This is a genomic window from Streptomyces liliiviolaceus, from assembly GCF_018070025.1.
Taxonomy (GTDB): domain Bacteria; phylum Actinomycetota; class Actinomycetes; order Streptomycetales; family Streptomycetaceae; genus Streptomyces; species Streptomyces liliiviolaceus.
In genome coordinates this window covers 4,459,152-4,475,930 of the sequence record NZ_JAGPYQ010000001.1, presented here as the reverse complement: position 1 = coordinate 4,475,930, position 16,779 = coordinate 4,459,152, and the positions used below count along the sequence as shown (strand labels likewise).

General features: G+C 69.9%; 21 protein-coding genes. 11 read left to right on the top strand and 10 right to left on the bottom strand.

Going from position 1 to position 16,779, the window contains the following annotated elements; genetic code table 11:
- Window positions 1–148 precede the first annotated feature (148 nt).
- Window positions 149–1,846: a cytochrome bc1 complex cytochrome b subunit gene (gene qcrB / locus J8N05_RS19585; RefSeq protein WP_210884527.1), complete on the top strand. Its 1,698-nt coding sequence runs from the start codon at window positions 149–151 to the stop codon at window positions 1,844–1,846.
- A 174-nt stretch (window positions 1,847–2,020) separates the two neighbouring features.
- On the opposite strand, the gene J8N05_RS19580 is transcribed toward qcrB, so the two are convergent.
- The 3 genes from J8N05_RS19580 to J8N05_RS19570 form a co-directional block, all read right to left on the bottom strand.
- Entirely contained in the window at window positions 2,021–2,767 is a 747-nt protein-coding gene (locus J8N05_RS19580) for an SDR family oxidoreductase (RefSeq protein WP_210884525.1), read from the bottom strand.
- Between the two features lie 130 nt (window positions 2,768–2,897).
- Window positions 2,898–4,598: an L-aspartate oxidase gene (locus J8N05_RS19575; protein ID WP_210890262.1), complete on the bottom strand. Its 1,701-nt coding sequence runs from the start codon at window positions 4,596–4,598 to the stop codon at window positions 2,898–2,900.
- A 114-nt stretch (window positions 4,599–4,712) separates the two neighbouring features.
- A complete protein-coding gene (locus tag J8N05_RS19570) occupies window positions 4,713–5,609 on the bottom strand; it encodes an RNA polymerase sigma-70 factor (protein WP_210884523.1) in 897 nt (298 codons plus the stop codon).
- Between the two features lie 176 nt (window positions 5,610–5,785).
- Here J8N05_RS19570 and J8N05_RS19565 point away from each other — a divergent pair, with 176 nt between their 5' ends.
- From J8N05_RS19565 to J8N05_RS19550, 4 genes are read left to right on the top strand one after another with little or no spacing between them, the layout of a single operon-like run.
- Complete coding sequence (locus tag J8N05_RS19565) at window positions 5,786–6,868, top strand: patatin-like phospholipase family protein (protein ID WP_210884521.1); 1,083 nt, start codon at window positions 5,786–5,788, stop codon at window positions 6,866–6,868.
- Window positions 6,865–8,088: a macrolide family glycosyltransferase gene (locus tag J8N05_RS19560; RefSeq protein WP_210884519.1), complete on the top strand. Its 1,224-nt coding sequence runs from the start codon at window positions 6,865–6,867 to the stop codon at window positions 8,086–8,088. The genes J8N05_RS19565 and J8N05_RS19560 overlap by 4 nt, the downstream gene beginning before the upstream one ends.
- 2 nt (window positions 8,089–8,090) lie before the next feature.
- Window positions 8,091–8,576 (top strand): hypothetical protein, encoded by a 486-nt coding sequence (locus tag J8N05_RS19555; protein ID WP_210884518.1) that lies wholly within the window; start codon window positions 8,091–8,093, stop codon window positions 8,574–8,576.
- Window positions 8,573–9,526 (top strand): hypothetical protein, encoded by a 954-nt coding sequence (locus tag J8N05_RS19550; protein ID WP_210884516.1) that lies wholly within the window; start codon window positions 8,573–8,575, stop codon window positions 9,524–9,526. Before J8N05_RS19555 ends, J8N05_RS19550 begins: the two co-directional genes overlap by 4 nt.
- Before the next feature lie 186 nt (window positions 9,527–9,712).
- Here J8N05_RS19550 and J8N05_RS19545 read toward each other — a convergent pair whose 3' ends face one another.
- Complete coding sequence (locus J8N05_RS19545) at window positions 9,713–10,450, bottom strand: SDR family oxidoreductase (protein WP_210884514.1); 738 nt, start codon at window positions 10,448–10,450, stop codon at window positions 9,713–9,715.
- 338 nt (window positions 10,451–10,788) lie between these two features.
- Here J8N05_RS19545 and J8N05_RS19540 point away from each other — a divergent pair, with 338 nt between their 5' ends.
- Window positions 10,789–11,175: a cupin domain-containing protein gene (locus tag J8N05_RS19540; RefSeq protein ID WP_210884512.1), complete on the top strand. Its 387-nt coding sequence runs from the start codon at window positions 10,789–10,791 to the stop codon at window positions 11,173–11,175.
- A gap of 266 nt (window positions 11,176–11,441) precedes the next feature.
- Window positions 11,442–11,861, top strand: a complete 420-nt coding sequence (locus J8N05_RS48150) for a transposase (protein ID WP_210884511.1) — start codon at window positions 11,442–11,444, stop codon at window positions 11,859–11,861.
- Here the strand turns inward: J8N05_RS48150 and J8N05_RS19530 are convergent.
- Window positions 11,776–12,027: a hypothetical protein gene (locus J8N05_RS19530; RefSeq protein ID WP_210890607.1), complete on the bottom strand. Its 252-nt coding sequence runs from the start codon at window positions 12,025–12,027 to the stop codon at window positions 11,776–11,778. The two genes, J8N05_RS48150 and J8N05_RS19530, sit on opposite strands and share 86 nt — an antisense overlap.
- A gap of 337 nt (window positions 12,028–12,364) precedes the next feature.
- Here J8N05_RS19530 and J8N05_RS19525 point away from each other — a divergent pair, with 337 nt between their 5' ends.
- Together J8N05_RS19525 and J8N05_RS19520 are read left to right on the top strand one after the other, a co-directional pair.
- Complete coding sequence (locus tag J8N05_RS19525; protein WP_210884510.1) at window positions 12,365–12,556, top strand: hypothetical protein; 192 nt, start codon at window positions 12,365–12,367, stop codon at window positions 12,554–12,556.
- A gap of 415 nt (window positions 12,557–12,971) precedes the next feature.
- Window positions 12,972–13,190: a hypothetical protein gene (locus J8N05_RS19520; RefSeq protein ID WP_210884509.1), complete on the top strand. Its 219-nt coding sequence runs from the start codon at window positions 12,972–12,974 to the stop codon at window positions 13,188–13,190.
- A 58-nt stretch (window positions 13,191–13,248) separates the two neighbouring features.
- On the opposite strand, the gene J8N05_RS47935 is transcribed toward J8N05_RS19520, so the two are convergent.
- The 3 genes from J8N05_RS47935 to J8N05_RS19515 all read right to left on the bottom strand — a co-directional run bounded on the left by J8N05_RS47935 (window position 13,249) and on the right by J8N05_RS19515 (window position 14,512).
- Complete coding sequence (locus J8N05_RS47935) at window positions 13,249–13,374, bottom strand: hypothetical protein (RefSeq protein WP_282108157.1); 126 nt, start codon at window positions 13,372–13,374, stop codon at window positions 13,249–13,251.
- Window positions 13,375–13,869: 495 nt separating this feature from the next.
- Window positions 13,870–14,046, bottom strand: a complete 177-nt coding sequence (locus J8N05_RS47400; RefSeq protein ID WP_247706734.1) for a DUF6207 family protein — start codon at window positions 14,044–14,046, stop codon at window positions 13,870–13,872.
- 259 nt (window positions 14,047–14,305) lie between these two features.
- Window positions 14,306–14,512, bottom strand: coding sequence for a hypothetical protein (locus tag J8N05_RS19515; RefSeq protein ID WP_210884508.1), 207 nt, complete (start codon window positions 14,510–14,512; stop codon window positions 14,306–14,308).
- A gap of 292 nt (window positions 14,513–14,804) precedes the next feature.
- On the opposite strand from J8N05_RS19515, the gene J8N05_RS19510 reads away from it, so the two are divergent.
- The gene (locus tag J8N05_RS19510; protein ID WP_308286807.1) at window positions 14,805–15,179 is read left to right on the top strand and encodes an STAS domain-containing protein; all 375 of its coding nucleotides are present in this window, start codon (window positions 14,805–14,807) and stop codon (window positions 15,177–15,179) included.
- A 145-nt stretch (window positions 15,180–15,324) separates the two neighbouring features.
- Here J8N05_RS19510 and J8N05_RS19505 read toward each other — a convergent pair whose 3' ends face one another.
- Window positions 15,325–15,750 (bottom strand): ATP-binding protein, encoded by a 426-nt coding sequence (locus J8N05_RS19505; protein WP_210884505.1) that lies wholly within the window; start codon window positions 15,748–15,750, stop codon window positions 15,325–15,327.
- Between J8N05_RS19505 and J8N05_RS48145 the strand changes: the two genes are divergently transcribed.
- Window positions 15,666–15,878, top strand: a complete 213-nt coding sequence (locus J8N05_RS48145) for an STAS domain-containing protein (RefSeq protein WP_407699918.1) — start codon at window positions 15,666–15,668, stop codon at window positions 15,876–15,878. The two genes, J8N05_RS19505 and J8N05_RS48145, sit on opposite strands and share 85 nt — an antisense overlap.
- On the opposite strand, the gene J8N05_RS19500 is transcribed toward J8N05_RS48145, so the two are convergent.
- Window positions 15,856–16,542, bottom strand: coding sequence for a HemK2/MTQ2 family protein methyltransferase (locus J8N05_RS19500; protein ID WP_210884504.1), 687 nt, complete (start codon window positions 16,540–16,542; stop codon window positions 15,856–15,858). The genes J8N05_RS48145 and J8N05_RS19500 overlap by 23 nt on opposite strands.
- Window positions 16,543–16,779: the final 237 nt, after the last annotated feature.

Here is a 16,779-nt window from a genome sequence, read left to right as displayed (position 1 = left end):
CGGAACGTGTGACACGCCTCCGGCCCGGCCCGACAACACGGTGTGCTTCCGCGGCCACTTTCCGGCACTGCCCGTCACACCTTCGTGAACCGCACGGTCGTACTCATAACAGGTCACGGCGGTACGCGCAACGGAACGAGGTACGAAGATGAGCCGCACAGACGGACCGGTCGAAGCAGGTGGACCCACCGCCCCGGCAGAAGCAGCCGGGGCGGTGGAACCCCTGCGGGGTCGCGGGGGCGAGAAGCTCGCCGACTGGGCGGACGCCCGGCTGGGACACCGCACCCTGGCGAAAGGCAGGCTGCGCAGGGCTGTCCCGGACCACTGGTCGTTCATGCTCGGGCAGATCTGTCTCTACAGCTTCCTCGTCCTCCTCGTCACAGGTGTCTACCTGACCTTCTTCTTCCATCCGTCGTCGGAGCAGGTGGTCTACGACGGCAGTTACGCGCCGCTGCGCGGGTTGCTGGTGTCCGAGGCGTTCGACTCGACGATGAACATCTCCTTCGACGTCCGCGGCGGCCTGCTCATCCGCCAGGCGCACCACTGGGCGGCTCTCGTCTTCGTGGCCGCCCTGTTCGCGCACATGATGCGGACCTTCTTCACCGGAGCCTTCCGCAAGCCCCGCGAGCTCAACTGGGTGCTCGGCTTCCTGCTGCTGATCCTGGCCATGTTCGGCGGACTGACCGGATACGACCTGCCGGACGACCTCCTGTCCGGCACCGGACTCGCGGTGGTCAACGGGACGATCCTCTCCATGCCGATCGTCGGCACGTACCTCTCCATGTTCCTGTTCGGCGGAGAGTTCCCGGGGAACGACCTGGTGGCCCGGTTCAACACCATCCACGTTCTGATCGTCCCGGCCCTCATGGCCGTGCTGTTCGCCGCCCGCGCGGCACTGTCCGCCCGTCACCGGCCGGCGCAGCACGCCGGTCCCGGACGCACGAACGAGAACGTCGTGGGCATTGCGCTCAAGGTGTACGCCGTGAAGTCCGCCGGGTACTTCTTCATGGTCTCGGGCTTCATCTTCTTCATCGCGGCGCTCGTGCAGATCAACCCCGTCTGGGACTACGGGCCCTACCGGCCCGACCAGGTCTCGGCGGGCTCGCAACCAGACTGGTACATGGGCGTGGCCGACGGCCTCCTGCGTGTCATGCCCGGGTGGGAGCTCGACTTCTGGGGTCACACCCTCGCCCTCGACAACCTCGTTCCGCTGCTCGTGGGCGTCGGCCTCTTCCTCGCCATGGGCGCCTATCCGTTCATCGAGGCCTGGGCGACCGGCGACGACCGTGAACAGCACCTGCTCGACAGACCGCGCAACAGGCCCGTACGCACCGCGCTGGGGGCGGCCTGGCTGAGCGTGTACCTGGTCGCGCTGATCGGCGCCGCGAACGACATCATCGCCATCCGGCTGCACGTCTCGGTCAACGACGTGACGTGGGCGGTCCGCGTCGGCCTCTTCGTCGTCCCCCTCATCGTCTACTTCGTGACGAAACGGTGGGCCCTCGGTCTCCAGCGGCGCGACCGCGACAAGGTACTGCACGGCCGTGAGACGGGCGTCGTCAAGCGCCTGCCGAACGGCGAGTTCGTGGAAGTCCACGAGCCGCTCAGCCAGGAGGAACTGCACAGGCTCACGGCGCACGAGCAGTACGCGCCGCTCGCTGCGGCGCCGTCGGCAAAGGCCGTCAACGGCACACCCGTGCCCGCGCCCGAGCGGGCCCGGCGCCTGCGGACCGGGATCAGCCGGGCCCTCCACGGCGAGGGCGCGCAGATCCGCAAACCCACCGCCCGTGAGTACACGGAGATCACCGGCGGACACGCGCACGACGGTGACCAGCCCTCTTCTTGAACCGGCAGCCCGTCGCGCGGACACGTAGTACGAGAGGGGCAGGACGTAACCGTCCTGCCCCTTCGCCGTGCCGCCGACAACGAAGGCCGCCCTGCGAAACAACGACGGGCGTCCGGCGGACAACGAAGGGCGGCCCCCCTACGAACAGGGGGACCGCCCTTCGTCCGGTCCTTGCTATCGCTGCTGTGCGACCCAGTCCGTGAAGCGGGTCTCGGCGATCCGCGCGTCGGCGCCCGGAAGGAGGGTCGTCTCCTGGAGCACGGCACCGAAGTACGGCGCCTTCGGGTCCGCGACGACCGTGCGCGGGTCGTTCTTGGCGGCGAGCGCCTTGCGGACGAGCTCGTCCAGCTGGAACGCGTCGGGCCCGGCGACCTCCAGCACACCGTTGAGGGGCTCGCCGGCAGCGGTGCGGCCCACGGCGGCGGCCACGTCGTCGGAGGCGATCGGCTGGATCTTCACGGGCGCGAGACGCACGGTGTCGCCCTCGGTCGCCGAGGCGGTGATCCCCTTCATGAATTCGAAGAACTGTGTCGCGTGGACGATGGAGTACGGAATTCCAGAGTCCTCGATCAGCTTCTCCTGGGCCTGCTTGGCACGGAAATAGCCGCTCTCTTGGAGCCGCTCCGTGCCGACCACGGAAAGCGCGACATGGTGGGTCACCCCGGCGTCGGTCTCCGCCTTGAGGAGATTGGTGGTGGAGGTGCGGAAGAACTCCATGACGTCGTCGTCCGCGAACGAGGGGGAGTTCGAGACGTCGACCACGACGGAGGCGCCCTGCAGCGCCTCGGCCAGGCCCTCGCCGGTCAGGGTGTTGACGCCGGTGTTGGGAGCGGCCGCCACCGCCTCGTGACCGTGTTCGGAGAGCCTGGCGACCAGCTTGGAACCGATAAGGCCCGTTCCGCCGATTACTACGACCTTCATGGTGAATCCCTTCGAAGTTCTCGCAGCAGCCTGTTGGCGTCTGCACCAGTAAAGACAGGACAGCCACGGGACTTGTGACAGAGTCACGTGACTTTTGACAGGAAAGAAGGGGAACGGCGAAACCGGCGCGCTATTCCACGAGTTTTCCGTCGGTGGACACGTCCTCCATGAGAGCGGCGATCTCGTCCGGCACGGGCGCGATGCTCTCGCGGGTGATGCCCGTTTCCGGCGACCACACGAGATTCACCCGCAGCGCGGGATCCATGTCCGGGTAGTCGCTGCGGTTGTGGCAGCCGCGGGTCTCCCGGCGTTCGAGCGCCGCCTCAAGGGTGGCCCGGGCCGCGAGGGCCGCGGACTTGAGGTCGAAGGCGTGCGCGAGGTCCTGGAAGCCGGCGATGTCGGGATGGACGCCGACGTCCTCCATCCGCTTGTCGATCGCGTCGAGTTCGGCCAGCCCCGCGGTCAGCCCCGCCTCGTCGCGTACGACGCCCGCGTGCTCGGTCATGGTGTTGCGGACGGCGCGCTGCAGGGCGCGGACGTTCTCCGGCCCGTCCGCGGCGAGCAGGTCGTCGATCTCGGCGCGCGCCCGCGCCAGCGCTGCCGCCGAGCGCGGCTGCGCGGTCAGTCCCTGGGAGTAGGCGGCCGCCGCCTGTCCCGTGATGCGTCCGAAGACGAGCAGTTCGATGAGGCTGTTGCCACCGAGCCGGTTGGCGCCGTGCAGGCCGCTCGACGCCTCCCCGATGGCGTACAGGCCGCGCACGTCGGTGCTGTGGTCGTCGTGCCTGACCCAGACCCCGCCCATCGAGTAGTGCGCGGTGGGCGCGATCTCGATCGGATCGCGGGTGATGTCCAGCATCTGCAGGTCAAGCAGCGTCTGGTAGACCCGGGGCAGCCGCTCCATGATGGTCCGCCGGGACAGATGCGACACGTCCAGCCACACGCCGCCCTTGGGCGTGCCACGCCCTTCGCTGATCTCGGTGTACGAGGCGAGGGCGACGCGGTCGCGGGTGGAGAGCTCCATGCGCACGGGGTCGTAGCGGCTCATGAACCGCTCGCCGAGTGCGTTGCGCAGGATGCCGCCCTCGCCCCGCGCGGCCTCGCTGACGAGCGTGCCGGCCGCGTTCTCCGGCTCGATGATCCCCGACGGGTGGAACTGCACCAGCTCTGGGTCGCGCAGCCGGGCACCGGCCTCCACGGCCAGCCGGAACGAGTCGCCGGTGTTCTCGTCGCGCCGCGAGGACGTCCGCCGCCAGATACGGGTGTGGCCACCCGCCGCGAGTATGACGGCGTCCGCGTGGATGACGTAGCGCTGCCCGTCGGTGAGGTCGAAGCCGTAAGCCCCGAACACGGCGCCGTCGTGCACCAGCAGCCTGGTGATGTACACGCTGTCGAGCATGGGGATCTTCAGTTGGTCGGCCCGCCTGATCAGCGTGCGCTGGATCTCCAGGCCCGTGTAGTCACCGGCGAAGGCGGTGCGCCGGAACTTGTGCGCGCCGAAGAACCGCTGGGAGATCCGGCCGTCCTCCTCCCTCGCGAAGGCCATGCCGTAGCGCTCCAGGTCGTCGATGCCCAGGGCCGCGCCCCGGGTGACGATCTCGGCGGTACGGGGATCGGCCAGCAGGTAGCTCTCCTTGAGCGTGTCCGCCGCGTGCTGCTGCCAGCTGTCCTCGGGGTCCATGGTCGCCAGGGCGGCGTTGATGCCCCCGGCGGCCAGGGCCGTGTGCGCGTCCTCCTTGGGACGCTTGCCGACGGCCAGGACGTCCGTGCCCGACTCGGCCAGCTCGATCGCCGCCCGCAGTCCGGCACCGCCCGTACCGATCACCAGCACCATGGTGGAAAGACGTTTTTCGGTGGTAGCCACGATTGCTCCGATCACTGGGGTCGTCGCCCAGTACGACCGTCAGGTCCGGAGGTTTGTGACACGGTGTGCCCGTACGTGACGGGCTCAGACCTCCTGCGACGCCACGAAGGCCGCGAGCTTGGCGGGGCTCATCACCCACATGAGCCGGTCGATGCCCTCCGCCGAGACGTCGACGGAGAGCAGTGCGACGGCATTCCTGCCGGACAGGACGAGAACGGCCGGGCGGCCGTTGGCCTCGACCCAGCGGACGTCCGACTCCGGCCAGAACCGCGGTGCGAAAGCAGCGAGGTAGCGGGAGACGTGCACGATCCCGATGACCGGGATCCGCGACGCGCCCCGCATGCCGGCCCCGTCGGTGTAGCTGACGACGTCCGCCGCGAGCACGTCCTCAAGCGCTCTGAGATCGCCCGTCCGGGCCGCGGTGAGAAACACCGTCAGCAGCCGCCGGTGCTCCGTCCGGTCGACCTGCTCCCGTCGTTCGGCGGCCAGGTGCTTACGGGCGCGGCTCACCAGCTGGCGGGTGTTGGCCTCACTGGTCTCCAGGATGTCGGCGACCTGCCGGTAGGGGTAGTCGAACGCCTCCCGGAGCACGTAGGCGGTGCGTTCCACCGGGTTCAGTTTTTCGAGCAGGAGGAGAACCGCCATCTCGACCGCCTCGGCACGCTCCGCCCCGACCTGCGGGTCCGGGCTGGTGTCGATGGGCTCCGGAAGCCACGGACCGACGTACGCCTCGCGCCGTACCCGGGCGGACTGGGCCGTGTTGATGGCGAGACGGGTGGCGATGGTGGTGAGGAAGGCCGCCGGTTCGACGATCTCCGAGCGGTCGGTGTTCTGCCACCGGACCCAGGTCTCCTGGCACACGTCCTCGGCCTCCGCGGCGCTGCCCAGTACGCGGTAGGCGATGCCGAAGAGCTGCGGACGCACCGCGACGAACTGCTCCGTCGCCCGCTCAAGCGAGTTGACGTCATCCCCGGTGTGCATCCGTGCCCCTTCTGAACGGGAGATCGCTCATGCTACAGCGGCCTCCGGAACGGTGCGCGGACAGCTCCGCTCGCCACGGGCCCGGCCGCGAACAGTGGTTTTCGGTGTCACAGACAGTGGTGTCATCCGGTCTGGTCGGTGAAGGAGCACGACGCGTCGCCGTGGACGGAAGGTGCATGATGAGGCTTGCTCGCCCACAGGAATCCGCCCCGCCCCGCCGACGGCCCCGGGGACCCGCATCCACCGGCCCCACGGGGCTGCACGCCCTGCCCCGCCCGGTGGCCGCGGTGGTGGGCGCCGGTGGCGTCCTCGGCGCGGCACACGTAGGGGTCGGGCACGCACTGGAGGAGCGCGGATTCGTCCCGGACATGATCATCGGAACTTCGGTTGGCGCGCTGAACGGGGCCATCGCGGCAGCCCACCCCGACCGGGCCGCGCAGTGGCTGGACCTCATCTGGACGGAACTGCGCCGCCGGGACGTGTACCGGCTCGGCTATCTGTCCTCACGGGTCAGCCTCTTCACCGACCGCGGTCTGCGCCGGTTGATCGCACGGGCCGGGCTGCCGATGCGGATCGAGGACCTTGCGGTCCCGTTCACCGCGGTGGCCACGGACCTGCTCACCGGTGCTCCGGCGCTCCTGGATCACGGCGACCTCGAATCCGCACTGCTGGCCAGCGCGGCCATTCCCGGAGTTCTGCCTCCGGTCGACCGTGGGGGCCGCACGTTCGTCGACGGCGGAGTGATCGCGTACGTCCCGGTGCTGGCGGCACTGGAGGCCGGCGCGGCCAGCGTCGTCGTGGTGCCGACCGGCCCGGAGAGCGCGCCACCGCCGCCGACCGTCCCCCGCCTGCGTGCGGGTGCGATAGCGGCCCGGGCCGCGGTTCTGATGCTGCGTCACCAGATCGAGCGTGACCTGTGGGAGGTGTCCCGGCACCTGCCGACCGTCGTCCTGCCGACGGGGACCGAGGACTGGCCCGCCCCGTGGGACTTCGGGCACTCGCAGCGGCTGATCGACGCGGCATCCCTGACCGCGGGCCGCTTCGTCGACGCACTGCGCATCGACGGACCGGGCCTGTACCGGGCGGAGCCAGGCCCGAACGAGACACCGAAAGGGACGGCGGACATGGCGCCGAAAGAGCCGGTGGACATGGCATCGGAAGCGACGTCGCAAGAGATGTCGCACGTGACGTCGGAGGTGACGTCGGAACGGTCATCGCAAAGGTCAGCGCACACCATCCGATCGGGGGTCCTCCTGTGAGCACCATCGCGTTCCTGAACATCGGTATGCACGGGCACGTCAATCCCACGCTGCCGGTCGTGGCCGAACTCGTCCGGCGCGGACACACCGTCACTTACCACACCTCGCCCGTGTTCCAGGAGGAGATCGAGGCCGCCGGTGCGGACGTGCGCCTCTACCCCGGCGGCGACCCGGCCCTGCCCGATCCTCCGACGCCGGTCACGCTGATGGAGGGGCTTGCCCGCACCGCCGTCCGCCTGCTGCCCGCCGTTCTCACCGACCTGCGCCGGATCAGGCCCGATGCGATCGTCCACGACAGTGCCTGTCCGTGGGGTGCGGTCGCCGCCCGTGAACTCGGGGTGCCGGCCGTGTCGTCCTTCACCACGTTCGCCTTCAACCGCCAGGTCCGCAGCCCGACCAGCGGATCCTGGGAACTCCTGAGCGCGGCGGCGGCCCGGCCCGGCAGCGCCGGAGGCTACCTGAGCTCGCGCCGGCGCCTGCGCCGCCGCTTCGACACCCGCGGGCTGCCCCTGCTCGACCTGGGCAACCTCCGTCAGCCGCTCAACCTGGTGTACACGTCGAGGGCGTTCCAGCCGGCCGCCGACGCCTTCGACGGGTCCTACCGGTTCGTCGGCCCGAGCGTCGGGGCCCGCCCGGCCGACCCTTCGTTCCCGGCCGACCGACTCCAGGACCCGCTGTTGTACGCGTCCCTGGGCACGGTGTTCAACGCCGACCCGCAGTTGCTGCGTACCTTCTCCACCGCCCTCGCCCCGCTGGGCGGCACGGTGGTCGTCTCCACCGGCCGGACGGATCCTGCCGCGTTGGGGCCCCTGCCGGTGAACGTGCTGGCCCGCCGCTCCGTGCCGCAGCCGGAGGTGCTGGCCCGCGCGTCGTTGTTCGTCACCCATGGAGGGATGAACAGTGTCAACGAGGCCATGTACGCCGGAGTCCCGATGCTCGTGGTGCCACAGGGCGCCGACCAGCCGATGGTTGCCGGACGCGTCGTCGAACTGGGTGCCGGCCTGTCGATCCGTACCGAGGACGTCACGGAGGAGTCGGTACGCGCCCTTGCGTGGCGTCTGCTCGACGACGCCCGGTTCCTGACGGCGGCGACCACCCTGCGCACCGCTCAGCGCGAGGCGGGCGGATACCGGCGGGCCGCCGACGAGGTGGAGCGCTACCTGCACGCGGCCGTCCCGGCGCGCGCCCTGACTCCCGTCGACCCGGCACAGCGAGGCTGAGGATGTCACCCGTCGTTGTCGTCATGCTGCTGCTGGCCGGGTTCTCGGAGGCTGCCGGGCGCCTGACGCCGCTCATGGTCCGGCGGCCCGGTGTCCCGAGGAAGCGGGCGGTCGGGCTGTTGCTGGCCGGAGCCGTCGTCGAGGGCGCCATGTTCGCGCTGTGGCCGCTGACCGCGTGGACCCTGGCGGTGCTGCCGCTGTCCACGCCACCGGACGGCGAACCGGTGTGGACACCCGACCGGCTCGCCCCGCTGATGTTCGCCGCCGTGCTGGCCTTCCCCCTCCTCGGACCGCTGTTCCACGCCCTGCTCTGTGTGGGCGTCGGTGCCGCTCTCACCGGCCCGCTGGCCACCGCGACCGGGCTCGGCTGGTGGTCCGCCGCCGGCTGTGTCGCCGTCGCCGGGGTGACGCTCGGGCTCGCCGCCGAGGGCGTCCGCCGACTGGTCGTCCGCAGGAGCCCGGCCGCGACTTTGGAGGTGACCGCGTGAACGACTTCCTGCTCTGGGCCGTCGCGTTGGGCCCCGCCCTCCTCGCCGAAGGGCTGCTGGCCCGCTACGAGATCCTCGCCTACGGGGCCGGCTGGCGGACCCCGACCACCGCGCTCCCGGACGGTGTGCCCTATGCCCGGGGTGCGGCCCCCGACCTGCCCCCGACGGCCTACCTGGTGTATCTGGACGGCATCGGCAAGCGCCGCGTCCGTGACAGCCGGGACGGCGGCCAGCTGGTGAAGGCCGTGCTCGCGGGAGCGCCGGAACTACGGGTGCTGGGCCAGGTGCAGCCCTACTCGCCCCTGGCCGATCCGCTCGCCGACCGCCCGGTGTGGGCGTGGCTGCGCCGCCGCGTGGGACTGCTGCTGTTCCTGCACAACGTCATGCAGATCTTCGTCGCCGCCGACCACCGCTACCGGCCCCTGTACAACCGGGCCGTCGGGACCCAGATCGCGACGCAGCTCCAACTCGCCGGATACCGGCCCGGCAGCGGCATCCCCGTGGTGCTGCTGAGCTACAGCGGCGGCGCCCAACTCGCCACCGGCGCGGTCGACATGCTGTACGACCTGCTGCGCGCCCCGCTCCTGCTCATCATGTTCGGCGGGTTCCACAACGGCGCCAACGACCTCACCCGTGCCGAGCACGTGCACCGGCTCACCAGTGCGAGCGACCGGGTGGAACGGGTCAGGTCCTGGATCTTCCCGCAGCGCCGGACGCTGTTCCGGCGCAGCGGCTGGAACCGGGCCGTCCGCGCCGGGAAGGTCACCGTGCACCGGCTCGACCCCGCCACGCATGTCGGTCCCCGCAGCTACATCAGCCCGACGACCCGGCTGCCGGACGGGCGCAGCCACCTGGACCGCACCGCCGACACGGTGATCGCACTCGTTCGTGCCCACGTCGGCGCGGGCGCGGACGCGGCGAAAGACGCGACGGCGACAGACCACCCGTAGCCGCGAAGGCGCCGGTCCTGCCGCCGTCACGGCGGCGCTCGGCTGACGCGTTCCCGGCCTCCGGGTGTGCGCCTCCGGTGGCCGTTCCCGGTGTCCGTCTCCTGCGTCCGTCTCCGGTGTCCATCGCGACGGACACCGGAGGCGGATGCCGGGAACGGACACCGTTGACAGACACCGCCGTTGGCGTCACCGACCGGCGAGCCACCGGTCGACCGACTCATGGCCAAGACGCGCGTCGGCCCGGGGAAGCAGTGTCCTCTCGTCGAGCAGCGCGCCGAAGAAGGGGGCCCGCGGGTCGGACACGACCTCACGCAGGGCACCGCGGGCGGCCAGCAGCTTGGCGGTGAGGTCGTCGAGACGGTGCTCCTCGGGGCCCGCGACCTCAAGCACACCGAACAGCGGTACCCCCACGGCCACATGGGCGACCGAGGCGGCGACGTCGTCCGTCGACACGGGCCGTACCGGGACGGGCGCCACATGCACACCGTCCGCGTGGGCGGTCGAGCGGGAAAGGGCCTCCACGGACTCGAAGAACGGCGTGGCACGCACGATGGAGTACGGGATCGGCGAGCGCCGTATCCGCTCCTCCTGCAGCGCCTTCGCGTGGAAGTATCCGGCCTGCGCACGGTCGGTGCCCACCAGGGACAAGGCCACGTAGTGCTCGGCACCTGCCGTGGCGGCGGCCTTCAGGAGGTTGGCGGTCGCCTCCTCGAAGAACCGCGCACTCGTGGCCTGCGCGCGGGAGGGCGCGTCGGTGACGTCGACCACGTCGGCGCCGCGCAGGGCGACGGTGAGTCCATCGCCCGTGACGACGTCCACACCGTCGGCGCGCGAGAAGGGGCGGACCTCCACACCGTGGTCCCGCAGTCCGGCGACCGTCCTGGACCCGATCAGCCCGGTGGCACCTGCAACAGCGACTCTCATCTTCTTCGGCCTCTTCCGGTCGACGGCGATCACGATGGTGAGGGCATCGCGATGGTGATGGCGAAATCGGTGACGGCGGGGGAGGGGGAAGCACACACCCACCCCACCGCTCCTCTGACCGTCATCGGACAGCTGGTGTGACACTGTCCGGCGCCGGCCGGCAAATACGCGACGAGGTGGGAACCGGCCGCACTCTTCGTGTCACAGATCAGCCGCGCGCCCGGTCATTCCTGCGTAGGCCCAAGCAGTTCGAATCCCCAGGAAGGTGCGACACAGTGTCAGACAGCCACGCGGGACATGTGCACGGGACAGACGCCAAGGAAGGGGCGACCGGTTGGATGACCGCCGCCAAGATGATCCAGGATGCTTCACCGATCACCGTCCCGGAGGGCGCCTCGGCCATGACGATCCACGTCGACTGGAACCCGGGCGACCCGGGAACCCCGCCGCACCGGCACTCGGGTCCCGCTTTCGGGTATGTCATCGAGGGCGCGGTCCGCTTCGAGCTGGAGGGTGAGCCGGAGCGCGTCGTGGAGGCGGGCGGCACCTTCTGGGAGCCCGGCGGCGACGTCATCCACTACCAGGACGGCAACGCGCTGGCGGACGCGCGAACCCGGTTCGTGGTGACCATGCTGTGTGCGCCGGGCAAGCCCATGCTCGAACTGGTCGACGAGGAGGAACTGGCGAAGCGCGTCCATCTGCGCGCCCCTCGCCCCACCGCCTGACCGGTACGTCGGTACCCCCTTACCCCGCCGGTACCCCCCCGCCCGCACGGGCAGCGCGCGGACGGCCGGAGAGCGGAACGAGCAGTGCACGACGTCACTGATGTCGTGCACTGCGTGCCAACCGGGCTGGTGGGACTCGACGACCGGCCAGTATCGCTCAGACGGCGGCCCGTCATCCCGAGTGGCGCGTCGCTTCGGCACCCACTTGATCGCTGCCCAACTTAGGGTCCGTCTTCAAAGATCATCGGGTGGTCGATCATGTTTAGGTGATACGCCGCCATGAACTCACCGATCAGGAGTGGGAGTTACTCGCTCCGCTGATACCGCGGGCCGCGACGGGCCGGCCTCGGGTGTCGGACCGGCAGGTCATCAACGGAATGGTCTACAAGATCCGGACCGGGATCTCCTGGCGTGACCTGCCGGAACGCTACGGACCATGGCAGACGGGTCTACACCCGCTTCCGCCGCTACGCCCTGGACGGCGTCTTCACTCACGCCCTCCAGCACATCCAGGCTTCCGCGGACGCGGCCGGCGACACCACCTTTTCGATCATCATCGACTGGGGGATCAAGCCATACCGGGGCCGAAGGCCGGGAGCCTCATTGCGAGGCCACACGGGATTCTGCGACGAGTACCTCGGAGCGGGTGTTGCACGGGTCGCGGTCGGCGTCGGCCCAGTGCTTGAAGCTGGTGCGCTGGTAGCCGTCACGGGACTCGGCTGCAGACGGCAGGAGTTGGACGGTTTGGGTCAGTGGCAGAGACTCGGCTCGCGCTTCGTGTGCTGCGGAGGGTGCAGCGGCGAGCGGGAGGGCCATCAGGGTGGCAGCAGTGACTGCGATCTTCGAGAGCATGAGTTCTTGCTGGCGGTGGCCCGCCGCGACCCGCCCGGATGTGGGTCACTCCTCGCCCGGGCGGGGGCCATGGTCGTACCGCGGGCACACCGTGGGACCCTCTGGCCGTGGTTCGTGGGCGGTTGGGCCGGGGCAATGGGCGACCCTGTGCTCGCCGATCGCGTCGCGAGGAGAAACCGGCGGTGCGGGTGATCGGTGCCAAAGGATTTGGGTCTCACTGAAATGTGTTGTGGGTCTGTCGGAACCGCGGAGAGACTGGCAGCCAGTCGTGACGGCCTGACCAAGCACGATGCAGGCCGCTGCACCTCACTGGCGGATCATCGATCGAGGAGTCCACATGCGTCTGCGTAAGCGCGCGGTAGCCGCCGTGTTCGTGACCACCGCAGCCTTCACCGCCCTCGCCCCTCAGGCTATGGCTGCCCCCATGCCCTGGGAGACCAGCAAGACCCCCACCCACCACGTTCCCGCCACGGCAGCCAACGGCAGCGGCACGCTCACCGTGCTGTGCGGAAACCCCTGCTACCAGTAGGCAGTCGCGGCGGGGCCCTGGAAAGGTCTACCGGACGCGGAGGTTCAACAGCTCTCTGGCCCCGGCCCTGAGAGGAAACAAGTCTCCGATCCCCCTACCGTTCCCCTTACCAACTCCCCTACCGGCAGCCTCGGCAGACCGCACACGGTTCACGCAGCTCAGACCCCTTGTGCAGCTCCGACCACGACTCGCGACGCCTCTCTTTTCCCTCCTTGCCTGCACCTGCTGATGGGGATGGGCTGTCTGTGGCGGGTGGGCGGGACGCGTAGTGATCAGAGGGTCTGGCCGGCGGGGGTCTGCCGTGGCGGCCCGGCCCAGCCCGGCGCGGCCGGTCCGCTCGCACGCGGCGGCGAGGCGCCGTCGTGTCACGGAACGCGGACAGACAGAGGGAAGGGGCGAGGCTGGGGCGGGTGGTATGAAGGCGTACCCGTACGGGTCGACGGCGGCGGTGCGCGGCCACGTCCTCGTCGCGCTCGGGGTGTTGAAGGTCGCGACGGCCGAGCAGATCCACCGGCTGACCGTTCCCGGGCACAAGGACAACAAGGTGTTCCGCAACGTTCTGCTGGATCTGTCGCGGCACGGGCTGACCGTCTCAGGAGCAGTGCGCGCGACGGGAACAAGCTGTGGGGGCTGACGCTGCTTGCGGAGATCCGAGAGATCCGTTCGAGCGGGGGGCTGCGGCGGTCCAGGGACTACAGGACGCGGAAGACCTCCCGGCCCATGGGATGGATCCGGGCCATCTGCGGCGCCGTGCCGAACGCGGGGGACAGGTTCTCCAGTGCGCCGTCGCGCTCGCCGATGTCGAGTTGAGCGCGCACGTAGTTGATCCGGGTCGGGGCAGGCCTGCGAGCGCGTCGTCCAGGTTGTCGGTGAGCGACAGCGCGATGCGCGGCCGGCCCAAGTCCACCAGTGTGGCGAAGACGTGGGAGAACGTGTTCTGCGGCCCGAAGGTCAGCCCGTGCGCGGCCACATCGCGGGTGAAGGAGTCGGCCACGTGCCAGGCGGACCGGATGTGCTGCCCCGCCTCCCGCTTCCCCTCCTTCTTCTCGTGCAGGCGTCCGGCGAGGGTCATGCCGCGCAGGTCGAGGATTCCCACCGCCAGGCATCGGTCGGCGGTGCTGAGTGGGGCGGCCTGCACGGCAGTAATCGCCCGGTCGCGCGCGGCCACCGCGAGCGGGGAGTGCCGGCCTTTCTCGGCTGTACGTCACTGCTGCCAGCCGACTCTGTCCCCGTCCGCACAGGGGCAGGGCATGGTCGCGGCGTCACCGTCCTGCCCGTGGTCGCCGCTGCGCGGATTGGGTTCCTGGCGCAGATCAAGGAAGCAGCGCAGCCGTACGCCGGGGTTCGCCGGGGGCTCGGGTCGTGCGCTCTGCCGCGGCCGTCGCCCACCGTGTGGCGAGCAGGTTCTGGATCGCGAAGGCTGTGGCGTCGTCCGAGGCTGCAATCTCCACCACGGCCAGCCCGGGTTCCGCTACGTGCGCGTCATTCATCGGCCTCATGCCCAACAATGCGGATCTGTGGACGCGAAGGTTCTCCGGTCGGGCGGGCATTCACTCGACCGGATACACCTCTGACTAGCCCGTTCACGAGCTTCGGTTCGGCCTCGCCACTGTCTTCTTCGCACCCCGTGTCCCGCTGCCGGCGGATCGGGGTCTGCTCTGACGGCTGAGCGCTCTGCCCGGCTCCCGGTGGCCGGGCAGAGCGCTCGCCTGCGGCGGCACGGGTCCGCCGGAGGTCCGCTGCGGCGGGTCAGTCGAAGAGGATGTCGAGGACGACGCCGACGAGGCCGCCGACGTTCCCGGTGCGGTCGCGGTCGTCGGAGGTGTCCGAGCGGCTGTCCTTGCAGCAGTGTTCCAGGTCGCCCAGGTGGTGGAGGGTGGAGGCGAGGCGGCAGTCGGCGGCCGGAGCGGTGACGGCCTGGGCGGTGGGAACGGTCACGAAGACGGCTCCTGTCACGCGAAGGATGGTGAGTGAAGCGCGCGCGAGGACGGGCATGAACTGCCCTTTGGGGGAGTAGAGGCGCTGGTGGCCTCTGGCCTCGTGATCGTCGCTGGTGCGGCGGGCCCGGTGTGCTGGCGTGCCGGACCGCCGTGATCTGTCACCCGGTCGGTTCGTGTATCAGTGTGAGTACGAGTGCCTGTGCGCGAGTGCGTGCCCCGCCGTTGCGACCTCCTTACCGGGGGGCAGCTGTCGGGTGGTGATGGCGTGGCCCACTTCTGCGGGCGGGCGGTCGTGGGTGATCGCGTAGGTGCGCAGAGGCAAGGGGGAGGACGTGGTGGCTGATCCTTCGGTTGAGACGGCTGTTTCGGGCCGTTGTCTGGTTGCGAGGGTCAGTGGCGGGATGGATCATGCCAGTGATCCGGCGTTGCGGGCGCAGTTGCGGCAGTTGATCGTGCAGGGGAACCGCTTCATCGTGCTGGATCTGTCCCGTGTCTCGTTCTGTGACTCGTCCGGGCTGAACATGTTGCTCGGAGTCTGGCGGCAGGCGAATGCCGTCGCGTCCGTGGTGGTGCTGGCGTGTGTGCCCGACCGGCTGCGGCGGATTCTTCAGATCACGGGGGCGGACCAGGTCCTGCGGGTCTACGACACCGTCACCGATGCGCAAGCCGGCTTGAACACCTGAATCGCGCGAGAGCGATGCGCGCCGAGAGCACATCTTTGTACGGGTTCAGCGATGGGTTCTGGTTATGGCCGCCCGGGCACGCTCTGCGGCGTCCCGCACAATCCGGGGTGCGGGAGTGATCGGCGATGCGGCGGTCGTCGGCAGGCTAGTCGGTCAGGGCGATGCGGGCCGTGACGCGTTTGCCGGACGGTCGGAGATGGACGTGGAAGTGCTCGGCGAGGGCCTGGACGATCTCCACGCCGTGCCGGCCCACCCATCGCGGGTCGACCGCATGGGCAGTGGGCGGTACGGGGACGCTGTCCTGCGCGCTCACCTCGACCGCGGTGTCGGTGACGCGCAGTTCCAAGACGGCGGGGCCGGGGGCGTGCGCGCAGGCGTTGGTGACGAGTTCGCTCACGACCAGTTGGATAAGGTTGATGGCGCGGGCCGTGACGGGCACGTTGAGTCTTGCGCGGGCCCGGGCGAGGAAGTCGGCCGCGAGGTGGCGTGTTTCGGCGATGCAGGAGGTGTCGCCGCGCAGGCGACCTGGACCACGCTGCGCGTGAGCACATCGAGAATGTGCTGAAACCATTGGCCGATGTCACGCCGGCCCGGACCGTGGCCGACCTGTCCGGTGTGACCTTCATGGACTCCAGCGGCATCAACATACTCATCACCGCCTACCGGAACGCTGTGGTCAGTGCGCTCGGGCGCGGATGATCACGAGTTTTTCCTGCTGTTCGCCGTTGGTGGCGAGACCTTGCTGTTGGAGCCAGGAGCGACGCGAGCGCAGGATCGGCCCCCAGGGCACGGATGCGGTCGTGGTGGCCTCTGCGGTCAGGCCTGCTTCCGCCAGTCGCTTCAGTGTCGTTTCGGGCCCGCTCATCACGGAGTGCACGATCAGGAGGATGCCGCCGGGGTGTAGCAGGGCCGGGGCGCTTGCGCAGATTTTGTCGATGACGAGCCGGCCGTCGCGGCCGGCGTCCCAGGCGCGTGCTGGCCCGCTGGAGGGCGGGCTGCTGTTCGGCGAGGGGACGTAGGGCGGGTTGGCGAGGACGAGGTCGAACCGGCGCCCGATGGTGCGGTGGGTGAAGTCCCCGTGCAGGATCTGCAGGGGCAGACGGTGGCGCAGGGCGTTGAGGCGGGCGGTGGCCACCGCCCGCCTGGAGACGTCCACTGCGGTGACCTGTGCTTTTCTGCGTGCGGCGCTGAGTGCTAGGGCGCCGGTGCCGGTGCCGATTTCCAGGACTTTCGTCGCCGCGTGGATGTCTTCTGCGGCGAGGGCGGTGGCGAGCAGATGGGTGTCCGCCTGCGGCCGGTATACGCCCGGCAGGGCCAGCAGTCCGGCAGGGAGGAGTCCTCGGGTTACAGCTGTGCAGGGCACCGCGCCTCCGCGGAGTTGGATGTTCGAGTACGTGCTCGGGCAGACGGGGCATCAAAGGGAGCAGAGATTGTGCAGAGCCTTGCGGCTCCTTGCCCGCGAGCGGGGGAGTGTGTGGGATCAGACGGGCTGAGTGAAACGGTCCCAGACACGGTGAGAGCCCAGCAGTTCGGCGATCCGCTCCAGGGCCGCGTCGGCCGAGTCAGCGCTCACCACACCGTGGCCGGGCGGGCGGGAGCG

What these genes read in the sequence shown, in the direction of transcription:
- J8N05_RS19505 (WP_210884505.1), bottom strand. Translation starts at nt 15,750, where the DNA reads ATGGTTTCAGCACATTCTCGATGTGCTCACGCGCAGCGTGGTCCAGGT.
- qcrB (WP_210884527.1), top strand. Translation starts at nt 149, where the DNA reads ATGAGCCGCACAGACGGACCGGTCGAAGCAGGTGGACCCACCGCCCCG.
- J8N05_RS19580 (WP_210884525.1), bottom strand. Translation starts at nt 2,767, where the DNA reads ATGAAGGTCGTAGTAATCGGCGGAACGGGCCTTATCGGTTCCAAGCTG.
- J8N05_RS19575 (WP_210890262.1), bottom strand. Translation starts at nt 4,598, where the DNA reads ATGGTGCTGGTGATCGGTACGGGCGGTGCCGGACTGCGGGCGGCGATC.
- J8N05_RS19565 (WP_210884521.1), top strand. Translation starts at nt 5,786, where the DNA reads ATGATGAGGCTTGCTCGCCCACAGGAATCCGCCCCGCCCCGCCGACGG.
- J8N05_RS47400 (WP_247706734.1), bottom strand. Translation starts at nt 14,046, where the DNA reads ATGAATGACGCGCACGTAGCGGAACCCGGGCTGGCCGTGGTGGAGATT.
- J8N05_RS19555 (WP_210884518.1), top strand. Translation starts at nt 8,091, where the DNA reads ATGTCACCCGTCGTTGTCGTCATGCTGCTGCTGGCCGGGTTCTCGGAG.
- J8N05_RS19540 (WP_210884512.1), top strand. Translation starts at nt 10,789, where the DNA reads ATGACCGCCGCCAAGATGATCCAGGATGCTTCACCGATCACCGTCCCG.
- J8N05_RS19530 (WP_210890607.1), bottom strand. Translation starts at nt 12,027, where the DNA reads ATGCTCTCGAAGATCGCAGTCACTGCTGCCACCCTGATGGCCCTCCCG.
- J8N05_RS19570 (WP_210884523.1), bottom strand. Translation starts at nt 5,609, where the DNA reads ATGCACACCGGGGATGACGTCAACTCGCTTGAGCGGGCGACGGAGCAG.
- J8N05_RS19520 (WP_210884509.1), top strand. Translation starts at nt 12,972, where the DNA reads ATGAAGGCGTACCCGTACGGGTCGACGGCGGCGGTGCGCGGCCACGTC.
- J8N05_RS19545 (WP_210884514.1), bottom strand. Translation starts at nt 10,450, where the DNA reads ATGAGAGTCGCTGTTGCAGGTGCCACCGGGCTGATCGGGTCCAGGACG.
- J8N05_RS19525 (WP_210884510.1), top strand. Translation starts at nt 12,365, where the DNA reads ATGCGTCTGCGTAAGCGCGCGGTAGCCGCCGTGTTCGTGACCACCGCA.